General features: G+C 45.0%; 1 pseudogene. It reads right to left on the reverse strand.

The features are described 5' to 3' along the window. Positions 1–753: pseudogene (locus IEV69_RS13800) on the reverse strand (hypothetical protein); the annotation flags it as partial.

Genomic DNA, 753 nt, shown 5'->3' on the forward strand with positions numbered 1-753 from the left:
GTCGTGCCGGTTTCAGCATACACATAAATTGTCGTGGTCGTGGTAATATCGGTACCGGCTGCTATTGGGTCTACTCCTCCTGAACTTAAAAAGTAAGCGCCATTGGTCAAAGCAGGTAATTCATAAGTATCACAAGCCGTAACATCTGCAGGGTCATCTACTAATGGGGTATCGTTGATTGTTACCGTAAAGTTGTTTTCCGCAAAACAATTTGGTGTCGTGCCGGTTTCAGCATACACATAAATTGTCGTGGTCGTGGTAATATCGGTACCGGCTGCTATCGGATCTACTCCTCCTGAACTTAAAAAGTAAGCGCCATTGGTCAAAGCAGGTAATTCATATGTATCACAGGCCGTAACATCTGCAGGGTCATCTACTAATGGGGTATCGTTGATTGTTACCGTAAAGCTGTTTTCCGCAAAACAATTCGGGGTCGTGCCGGTTTCAGCATACACATAAATTGTCGTGGTCGTTGTAATATCGGTACCAACTGCTATCGGATCTACTCCTCCGGAACTTAAAAAGTAAGCGCCATTGGTCAATGCAGGTAATTCATATGTATCACAGGCCGTAACATCTGCAGGGTCGTCCACCAATGGTGTATCGTTGATCGTTACCGTAAAGCTGTTTTCCGCAAAACAATTCGGGGTCGTGCCGGTTTCAGCATACACATAAATTGTCGTGGTCGTTGTAATATCGGTACCAACTGCTATCGGATCTACTCCTCCGGAACTTAAAAAGTAAGCGCCATTG

The organism is Planktosalinus lacus (assembly GCF_014640155.1).
Lineage (GTDB): Bacteria > Bacteroidota > Bacteroidia > Flavobacteriales > Flavobacteriaceae > Planktosalinus > Planktosalinus lacus.